This is a genomic window from Kytococcus sp. HMSC28H12 (genome assembly GCF_001816045.1).
GTDB classification, from domain to species: Bacteria; Actinomycetota; Actinomycetes; order Actinomycetales; family Dermatophilaceae; genus Kytococcus; species Kytococcus schroeteri.
The window spans coordinates 1-8,984 of the sequence record NZ_KV824431.1 but is presented as its reverse complement, the minus strand read 5'-3'; the positions used below and the strand labels follow the sequence as shown (position 1 = coordinate 8,984).

Here is an 8,984-nt window from a genome sequence, read left to right as displayed (position 1 = left end):
CCCGTCCACCGGTGCGGTGGACGGGGCCCCTTCGGGCGCTGCGGGTCAGCGCTGCTTGCGGTCCCAGTGGCGGAAGCCCGCCGCCACGGCCGACTCCTCGTCGGCGAACCAGACCTCGGCGCGGGTGTTGGCGTAGCCCGGGCTGTCCTCGGTGTGGAACAGGCCCGAGTCGGCGTTGCCCTTGATGGCCCAGCCCTCGGGGCCGGAGCCGTCCTCGGCGGGGAGCGCCGAACCGGGGCCGTAGGGCGAGTCGGCGTCGGCCGCGTCCTCGCCGTCGACCACCGGGATGGCCTGGGTGTGGTCGGACGCGCCGGTCACCGGCTGCACGTCGTCGTCCAGGTCGTCCTCGCCCAGCGGGTGGGCGCCGGCGCCCTCCTCGTCGTGGACGTCGACCCGGTCGGCGTCGGCGTCGGCCTCGACCAGCTCGGCGTCCTCGTCGTGGACCTCGTCGGCCACCACGGCGTCCTCGTCGTCACCCAGGGCGTGGGCACCGTCGGTCTCGGCGTCGACCAGGTCGACCTCGTCCTCGCGGACGTCGTCCCGCTCGGTGTAGAAGCCGCGACGGTCCGCCTCGGCGTCCTCGTCCACCTCGATGCGGTCGGCGTCGTCGTCGACCTCCACCTCGTCCTCGTCGTCCACACCCAGGGAGGCCAGGTGGGCGTCGTACTCACTCGCCGGGATCACCCGCGTGACCGTGCGCACGGACCACAGCCAGGTGACCAGGGCGCCCAGCGCGAAGGCCAGGAGCATCAGCAGCCAGTTCACTCGTCGTCTCCGATCTCACGTGCGCCGGGAAGGTCGGCGAAGGCGGCCTCCTCGGAATCCGCCGGGACGGTCATGCCCACGACCACGTACATCGCCAGCGCGCCGACGACGAACGCCACGAGGTACCAGAGCCACTCCATCAGGAATTCACCCATCGGTCCTCTCCTCTCACTTCACCTGGATGGTGACGCGACGGTTCTTGGCCCGCCCGTCCTCGGTCTTGTTGCTCGCGACGGGCTGCGACGCGGCCGCGTTCTTCTGCTCGATGCGGCTGTTGTCCACACCGGCCACCACGAGGGCCTGCGCGACCTTCTCGGCGCGGTAGGCGCTGAGCTTCTCGTTCACGTCGCCCCCGACGTTGTCGGTGTGCCCGATGACCACGACGTCGAAGTCGCAGCCGGCCAGCTTGGCACCGATCTGGCCCGCGGCCAGAGCGGAGTCGCCGTACAGGGCGTCGCTGCTGGACGGGAAGCGGATCGGGTTGGCCGCGTTGACGCGGTCCATCGAGACCTTGGCGTTCTCACAGGTGAGGTCGCCGATGGCGGACACCGGGGCCGGGCCGGACGGGCTCGGCTTCGGGGTGGTCGGCTCGGGCTTCGGGGCCTCGCTGGTGGGCGACGGCTCCGGGGCGGAGGACTCGGTGGGCTCGGACGTGCTCGGCTTCGCGGTGGGCGACGGCTCGGCCGGCTTGCTGGACTCGGTCGGCTCCGAGGCACTGGGCTCCGGGGCCTCGCTCGAGGACTGCGACGGGCTCGGCTCGGCGGGCTTGCTCGACGCGGCCGGCTCCGACGGGCTCGGCTCGGCCGGGGCCGGCTTGCCGCCGACGGTCAGCTCGTTGGTGATCCTGGCGTCCGGGTAGACGGTGGCGAACTCCTTGGCCACGGTCTTGCGGGCGGCCTCGTCGGCGACCTCGCCGGAGAGCGTCAGGGCGGAGGCGTCACCGGACACCGTGAGGCCCTCGCCACCGGCCTTCAGCGCGTTGGTCAGCGCACCCAGCTGGGCGCCCTCCACCAGCGGCGCCTTCTCGTCCACGGACACCTGAGCGTCCACGGTGCGGCCCTCGTTGGCGTCCTCGACGGCCTTGACGAGCGCGTCCTTGTCGGACTCGCTCGGGGCGGAGGCCGTGAAGGTGACCTTGTCCTTGTCGCCCTCGTAGGAGACCGAGTCGGCCGCCACGGCGTCGCCGGAGTCCTGCACCGAGGAGGAGGTCTCGGCCGCGGTGGTGGTCTTCTCCTCCGCCGGCTCGTCACCGCCCTTGTCGAGCAGGCTGCCCAGCAGGGCCAGCAGCAGCGGGATGGCCAGCAGCGCCAGCCACCACCACCCACCCAGTCCACGGCGGTAGCGGCGGGAGACCTCGTACCACTCCTCACCCCCGTCGTCGACCGCGTCGTAGCGGTCGACCTCGTCACCGTCGCGGGCATCGAGGTGGTCGCCCTCGCCCCACTTGTCACTCATGAGTGCTCCTTCGTCCGCCGTGCTGGGAGTGGCCGGTCTCGTCCCCCGCGGCGGCCCGGGGGACAGAAGTCCTGGGCAGAGGATATCCGCTGCACCCCACGCTTCCGGGGCGGGCGCGACGGCGGTTCGCCACGCCCTCGCGGCCCCGTCCCGGGCGGCTCGGCCCGGCCCGCGTGCGCGGTTTGTGAACTTGGTGGCGCAGACTGCTCCGTGGCCCCACCCCCGATCCGAGGACGTCCATGCACCGCATCACCCGATCCCCCCGCTGGGCCCTCCCGGCCGTGGCCCCGGTGCTGCTGGCCGCCTGCTCCGGCGCCGACGAGGTCCCGCAGTCCCACGGCGCGGAGACGAGCACCAGCGCCCCCTCCGCCTCCGGCGTCGGCCAGGCCGAGGCGGCCGGGGGCGACCACGCCTCGACGGAGCCCGAGCCGCAGGTCCTCGACTGCCTCGGCGAGGGCACGATGGTGCGCCCGCCCACCCTCAGCCTCGACTGCCAGGACACCAACGCCACCCTGAGCAAGCTGCAGTGGGCGGAGTGGGACGCCCGGAGCGCCAAGGGCACCGGGGAGTTCAGCGTGAACAACTGCCAGCCCAACTGTGCCGAGGGGACCCTGGAGAGCTATCAGGTGGAGGTGGAGGCCCCCGAGGTGAAGACCTCCGAGGCCGGCAGCGTCTACACCTCGATCGTGGTCCACTTCGTGGACGGGCGGCCGCTGGGCTCCACCTCGCAGGAGACCTACGAGCTGCCCCACTGAGCGTCGGCGGCCTGGAAGCGCAGCACCGTGCGCGCCCCGCCGGTGCGGGCCCGGTCGAACTCCACCGTCGCCCCCATCGTGGCCGCCTGCTTGGAGATGATGGTCAGGCCGAGCCCGGTGCCCTTGCTCGCCCCGCTGCCGTGGAAGCGCTGCGGGCCGTGCTCGAGGATCTCCGCGGGGTAGCCGTCCCCGAAGTCGTCCACCACCACCGCGCGGCGCACCACGGTGATCACGCAGTGACCGCCCCCGTGGCGCTGCACGTTGACCAGCAGGTTGGCCATGATCCGCTCGAAGCGCCGTGGGTCGATGAGGACCTGCTGCGGCGACTCGCCCCGCAGCTCCACCCGCTCGCACGGGGCGGAGACCGCCAGGAAGCGCACCGTGCGGTCCACCACCTCGCCGAGGTCGTGCTCCTCCAGGGTGGCCACCTCCGACCCGCTCTCCAGCCGGGAGACCTCCAGCAGGTCCTCCACCAGGCGCCGCAGCCGGCCCACCTGCGTGCGCACCAGCGTGGCCGGGCGCCCCTCGGGGAGCAGCTCGACGGCACTCACGAGCCCCGTCACCGGGGTGCGCAGCTCGTGCGCCACGTCCGCCGTGAAGGCGCGCTCTGCCGCCAGGCGGCTCTGCAGGGTCACCGCGAGGGTGTCCACGGCCCGGGTGAGCGCGGCCACCTCGTCACGTCCGCCGGTGTCCGTGCGGGCCGTGGTGTCCCCCTCTGCCATGGCCGTGGCGGCCGTGGCCGCGCTGCGGAGCCGGCTCGAGAGGGCGTTGCCGAGCGTCCAGGCCGCCGCCGCGGAGATGGCCGAGGCCAGCGCCAGGGAGAGCAGCAGGGTCCGCAGCCGCTCGGCGTCCTGCTGGCGCAGCATGTCGTCGTCCAGCTGCACGGTGAGCAGCACGTCCTTGCCGAGCCGCTCGGTGGCCCACATCGTGTCGCCGTCGTAGTAGCTCCGCCGCTCCCCCTGCTCCATGCCCTGCACGAGCTCCCGGGGCGGCACGTCCGGGTCGGCCGTGGCGCCGCGGCGCACACGCCCGTCCAGCCGGTAGGAGGCGCTCACCGTGTCGAGCCGGCTCACGGCCTGCTGGCGCAGGTTCTCACGCGCGGCGTCCGAGGCCTGCGAGGCCAGGAGCACCCCCAGGCCGGCGCTGGTGACCATCGAGACCAGCAGCACCGCCAGTACGATCCGGGTCCGGATGGAGTCACGCCAGCGGGTGCCCCCCAGTCGCTGGTCCCGACGAGCGCTGCGGCCGCTCACCCGCATCGGGCCGGTCACCGCCGCGTCGAGGCGGTGGGTGGGGATGCCGCCGGTGCGGCGCCTGGGGGCCTCGGGGTCCCCGGAACGGTCCGGGCTCACGCATCCACCAGCTTGTAGCCCGCTCCGCGGACGGTGACGATGCGCTCGGCGCCGATCTTGCGGCGCAGGCGCTGCACGGTGACCTCCACGACGTGGGTGTCACCCCACGAGCCGATGTCCCACACCATCTCCAGCAGCTGGTGGCGCGAGAGCACCCGGCCGCGGTGGTCCAGCAGCACCTCCAGCAGGCGGAACTCGGTGGCGCTCAGGCTGATGGTCTCCCCGGCCTTCTGCACCACCATTCCGTCGCGGTTCACCGTCAGGTCCGCCACCCGGATGGTGGTGGTCGTCGGCTCGGTCGGCACGGTGTCCACCCGGCGCAGCACCGCGCGGAGGCGGGCGGCCAGCACCTCGCCGTCGAAGGGCTTGGTCACGTAGTCGTCCACGCCCACCTGGAAGCCGGCGAGCTGGTCGTGCGGCAGGTCGCGCGCGGTGAGCAGCACGATGGGCAGGTCGGAGTCCTCCCGCACCTTGCGAGCGAACGTGATGCCGTCCATGCGCGGCATCATCACGTCCACCACCGCCACGTCGAAGCGCTCACGGCGCAGCGCGTCCAGGCCGTCCACGCCGTCGGCGGCCGTGGACACGGAGAACCCCTGGCGCTCCAGCACCAGGGCGGTCGTCTCTCGGAGCATCTCGTCGTCCTCGACCAGCAGGACGTGGACGTTCTGGTTCACGGTCACGGGGCCACAGTAGGAGGCGGGCGTGCTCACGCGAAAGTTGTGAACGTCCTGTGAGCAACGCGTGCGAGACGTGAGATGTGGCCGGGTTTGTATGGGACACATCGAGAGCGAGGGACACGTTCTCGGCCACCGGCCTTCTGGAGGAACGCCGGAGCGGCACACAAGGGACAGGGAGCCACCGTACTGAGGGGTCCGGTGGCTCCCTCTCTTGTGCCCCTCGACCGGGTGGGGGAGCACGTACGGTGGGGGGCGTGAACTTCGAGAAGGTCGTCTTCGGTTTCTTCGTGCTCCTGGCCGCCACCCTCAACCTGGGTTACGTGACGGGGGACATCAGCGATCCCGACCTGCACAACTCCTACGAGCTCTACGCCGCCCTCGTGGTCAACCTCGTGGCCGCCGTGCTCAAGCTGGGCGACCGCACCCACGTGGGCGCGGTGCACCTGGCCGCCAGCCTCGTCTCCTGCCTGCAGCTGCTCGCCGCCACCGCCGTCTGGGTGTGGATCGACCAGGGCCGGGACGCCCCCATCGACGCGCAGGCCATGTCGTCCGTGGTGTCGCTGGCCATCGGCGCGCTGCTGGCCAACCTCGTCTCGCTGGTGATCCTCGTCATCGAGACCGTGAACTACCGCGGCCGCTGAGGTCCACCCCGTGGTCAACCCCCTGACGCGGATGACCGCCCACCACCGGGCGGCCCGCCCCGAGTCCCGCCGCCGCCGCGAGGTGGAGGTGCCCGTGGACGACCAGGCGCGGGAGGTGGTCAACGCCACCCTGCGCGGCCTACGCGCACCGCTGCTCATGATCGTGGCCGTGTTCACCTTCTGCGTGGTGGGCCTCTCGCTCATGCCCGGCGTGGACGCCGACGGCAACCCGCACCGGCTCTCACTGTTCGACGCGTTCTACGTCATGAGCTACACGGCCACCACCATCGGCTACGGCGAGGTGCCCAACGAGTTCACCATCCCCCAGCGCATGTGGGTGGCCGGGTCGATCTTCGCCTCGGTGTTCACCTGGACCTACGCGGTGACCGCGATGTTCTACACGCTCACCGCCCCCGGCTTCCGCGAGGCCACCTCCGAGCTGCGGCTCATGCGCTCGCTGCGCCGCACGCGCGACCCGTTCTACATCGTGGTGGGGCACGGCCAGGCCGGCACGGGCGTGGTCGAGGGCCTCGTGGCGATCGAGCGCGACGTGGTGGTGGTGGACGGCGACGCCGAGCGGCTCGAGCGGATGGCGATGGGGCGCCGCGGCGGACGCGTGCTGGCCCTGCACGGCGACGCCCGCAAGGTGACCACCCTCGGCACCGCCGGGCTGGGCAGCCCGTGGTGCCACGGCGTACTGGCCATGACCGAGGACGACGAGACCAACCTCGCCATCGTCATGACCGTCAACCTGCTGCGCCCGGACGTGCCCGTCATCGCCCGGTCGACCAGCCGGGTCATGGCCGACCGGATGCAGGACTTCTTCCCGGAGCACGTCATCAACCCGCTGGACGAGTTCGGCACCTACCTGACGATGCAGCTGCGCAAGCCGTCGGTGCACCGCCTCGCCACCTGGCTCATGAGCCCTCCGGGCACCGAGCTGGAGGAGCCCCGGGAGCGGCTCGACGACGGGCCGTGGGTCGTGGTGAGCGACGGCGAGTTCGGCGAGGAGGTGAGCCGCGACCTCACGCGGGCCGGGCTGGAGGTGCGCGACGCGCGCCCCACCGGGGAGCTGGTGGACCTGCACGACGTGACCGGTGTGGTGGTGGGCGCCGAGAGCGACATCGTGAACCTCTCGGTGGCCGCCCGGGTGCGCGAGGCCAACCCGGACTGCTTCCTGGTGCTGCGGCAGAAGACGCTGGGCCGCCGCTCCACCGTGAAGGCCTTCGCCCCCGACGCCACCTTCCACCCGGCCGAGCTCATCTCCCGGGAGGCGCTGGCCTACCTGGTGAGCCCCAACTACTGGCACTTCGTGCGCAAGGTGATGGAGCGCGACGAGGAGTGGGGGGCCCGGGTGCTGGAGGACCTGCAGGCGCGCGTGGGCACGCAGACCCCGCAGGCCGCACGGCTGGACGTCACCGAGGAGAACGCCCCCGCCCTGGTGCGCTGGCTGGAGGGCGGGCACATCACCCTGAAGCAGCTGCTGACCCACCCCGAGAGCGGGGAACCGCTGGAGGTCTACCCGGCCGTGCACGGCCGCGGCCGGGAGCGCACCGCGGCCCCCGACCCCGGCACCTCGCTGCACCTGGGCGACTCGTTGCTGGTGCTCGGCACGGCCGAGGGCCTGGGCGAGCTCACCTCCACGCTGTACAGCGACGCGGACGTGGAGAAGCTGGCCACGGGCGTGCACGTGCCGCACACGTGGGTGTTCCGCGCGCTGCGGGGCCGCCGGACCACCCCGCACCACACCCTGCCCAAGGGCGTGCGCCGGCGCCGGTCGCGCCTGGACGACCGCGACGACATCCGCCGCCTGGGGCGCTGAGGCTCAGCCGACCGGGGTCACCAGGCCGTCCGGCACCGCGCGCAGCCTCGCCCCCGCCGGGTCACGCCCCGCCCGGGGTACCGGCCGCCCTCGTCGTGGTCCGCGACACATCGACGGCGCAGTACCGTGCCGCGCCGGGGTGGGTCCGGCGGCGCGGACCGGACCGGCGGGACCGGCGCGTCCAGCAACCGGGGCTGACTCAGGGGCGCAGGAGGCACCACTCCGCCACACCCGTGGGCCCCGTGCGGTGGATGAGCTCCTTGCGCCGCCCGGTGTCGGTGAAACCCCGCTTGCCGTAGTACGCGATCGCCCGCTCGTTGCCCTCGAGCACCCACAGGTAGGCGGGCCCCATCGGGAGGGCTGCGGTCAGCAGGCGGTCGGCCAGGCCCGTGCCGTGCCAGGCCGGGTCCAGGTTGAGCGCCCACAGCTCCCTCGGCGCCGGGGGGTCGTCGTCACGGGGCGGGCCCACGGAGATGAAACCCAGCACGTGACCGTCCTGCTGGCGTGCCACTCGGGTGTCCGCGACCGGGGGTGGGCCGTTGCTGCCCAGTGGGTGGGCGGCACCGGTGGGGCCCTCGTCCGCGAGGCGCTGCGCGGCCTCCCGCCACCGGGCGGCCCCGGCGACGGGGTCGAGGGAGTCCAGCACCGCATCGGGGAGGAGTCCGGTGTAGGTCGCGCGCCAGATCATCCCGTGCACCCGGGCGAGGGACTCCACATCGGCCAGCCGCAGCCGATCAACCTCCACCTCGCCCACCGCCGGACTGCCGCGCTCCTGGTCCATGGCCCGATGGTGCCACCCCCCTGCCGCGGCGTCAGGCCGGGGTGGCCAGGGGCGCGGGCACCGAGCGGAGCAGCTCGGCGAGCTCCGGCATGAGGTCGGCCTGCACCGAGGAGGCGCGCCACGCCAGCACGATGTCCCGATGGGGTGCTGGCGCGGTGAACTCGACCGTCGCCACTCCCCCGGGGCCGCCGGGGCGGTCGACCGCCATGCGGGGCATGAGGGTCACCCCGACCCCGGAGGCCACCATGTGCCGCAGGGTCTCCAGGGAGGTGGCGCGGAAGCCGTCCATCTCCACCGCGCCGGAGGAGCGGCAGACGTCGAGCGCCTGGTCCCGCAGGCAGTGGCCGTCCTCCAGCAGGAGCACCGACTCGTCGCCCAGCACGGAGGGGTCCACCGTCTCCTGCCCGGCCAGCGGGTGGTCCAGCGGCACGGCCAGCAGGAAGTCCTCACGGAAGAGGGGCTCCACCGCCAGTCCGGGGTCGGTCAGCGGGCCGGCAAGCACCACCGCATCGAGGGTGCCCTCCCGGAGCTGCCGCATGAGGTCCGGCGTGCGCTCCTCCACCAGCAGCAGGTTGAGCTCCGGGAGGGCCTCGCGGATGCCGGGCACCACGTGCGGCAGCAGGTACGGCGCGAGGGTGGGGAAGATGCCCAGCCGCAGCGAGCCGGCCCGGGGGTCGCGGGCCTGCTCGGCGACGCGCCGGATGGCGTCGCCGTGCCCGAGCATGCGCCGTGC

Annotated in this window: 10 protein-coding genes; 3 read left to right on the top strand and 7 right to left on the bottom strand. The window is 73.1% G+C overall.

Annotation, left to right across the window (positions count from 1 at the left end):
* Positions 1-45: 45 nt before the first annotated feature.
* The 3 genes from HMPREF3099_RS05755 to HMPREF3099_RS05750 are packed head-to-tail and all read right to left on the bottom strand — an operon-like array spanning position 46 to position 2,220.
* Positions 46-765 carry a channel accessory protein ArfC, sunset domain variant gene (locus HMPREF3099_RS05755; protein WP_070705113.1) on the bottom strand — a complete coding sequence of 240 codons (720 nt, stop codon included), beginning with the start codon at positions 763-765 and terminating at the stop codon, positions 46-48.
* On the bottom strand, positions 762-920 hold the full coding sequence (locus HMPREF3099_RS12825) for a channel accessory protein ArfB (protein ID WP_168168452.1): 159 nt from the start codon (positions 918-920) through the stop codon (positions 762-764). The genes HMPREF3099_RS05755 and HMPREF3099_RS12825 overlap by 4 nt, the downstream gene beginning before the upstream one ends.
* Before the next feature lie 13 nt (positions 921-933).
* Complete coding sequence (locus tag HMPREF3099_RS05750) at positions 934-2,220, bottom strand: channel-forming protein ArfA/OmpATb (protein ID WP_070705112.1); 1,287 nt, start codon at positions 2,218-2,220, stop codon at positions 934-936.
* 239 nt (positions 2,221-2,459) lie between these two features.
* On the opposite strand from HMPREF3099_RS05750, the gene HMPREF3099_RS05745 reads away from it, so the two are divergent.
* On the top strand, positions 2,460-2,975 hold the full coding sequence (locus tag HMPREF3099_RS05745) for a hypothetical protein (protein ID WP_070705111.1): 516 nt from the start codon (positions 2,460-2,462) through the stop codon (positions 2,973-2,975).
* Here HMPREF3099_RS05745 and HMPREF3099_RS05740 read toward each other — a convergent pair.
* Positions 2,957-4,327, bottom strand: a complete 1,371-nt coding sequence (locus HMPREF3099_RS05740) for a sensor histidine kinase (protein WP_083323536.1) — start codon at positions 4,325-4,327, stop codon at positions 2,957-2,959. The genes HMPREF3099_RS05745 and HMPREF3099_RS05740 overlap by 19 nt on opposite strands.
* Entirely contained in the window at positions 4,324-5,040 is a 717-nt protein-coding gene (locus HMPREF3099_RS05735; RefSeq protein ID WP_237769762.1) for a response regulator transcription factor, read from the bottom strand. Before HMPREF3099_RS05735 ends, HMPREF3099_RS05740 begins: the two co-directional genes overlap by 4 nt.
* A 221-nt stretch (positions 5,041-5,261) precedes the next feature.
* Here HMPREF3099_RS05735 and HMPREF3099_RS05730 point away from each other — a divergent pair, with 221 nt between their 5' ends.
* Positions 5,262-5,648, top strand: a complete 387-nt coding sequence (locus tag HMPREF3099_RS05730) for a DUF6394 family protein (protein WP_070705110.1) — start codon at positions 5,262-5,264, stop codon at positions 5,646-5,648.
* 10 nt (positions 5,649-5,658) lie between these two features.
* On the top strand, positions 5,659-7,470 hold the full coding sequence (locus HMPREF3099_RS05725; protein ID WP_070705109.1) for an NAD-binding protein: 1,812 nt from the start codon (positions 5,659-5,661) through the stop codon (positions 7,468-7,470).
* Between the two features lie 199 nt (positions 7,471-7,669).
* Here HMPREF3099_RS05725 and HMPREF3099_RS05720 read toward each other — a convergent pair whose 3' ends face one another.
* Positions 7,670-8,251, bottom strand: coding sequence for a GNAT family N-acetyltransferase (locus tag HMPREF3099_RS05720; RefSeq protein WP_070705108.1), 582 nt, complete (start codon positions 8,249-8,251; stop codon positions 7,670-7,672).
* 31 nt (positions 8,252-8,282) lie between these two features.
* Positions 8,283-8,984, bottom strand: a 702-nt coding sequence (locus tag HMPREF3099_RS05715; protein ID WP_070705114.1) for a hydrogen peroxide-inducible genes activator, incomplete at its 5' end; no start/stop codon positions are given.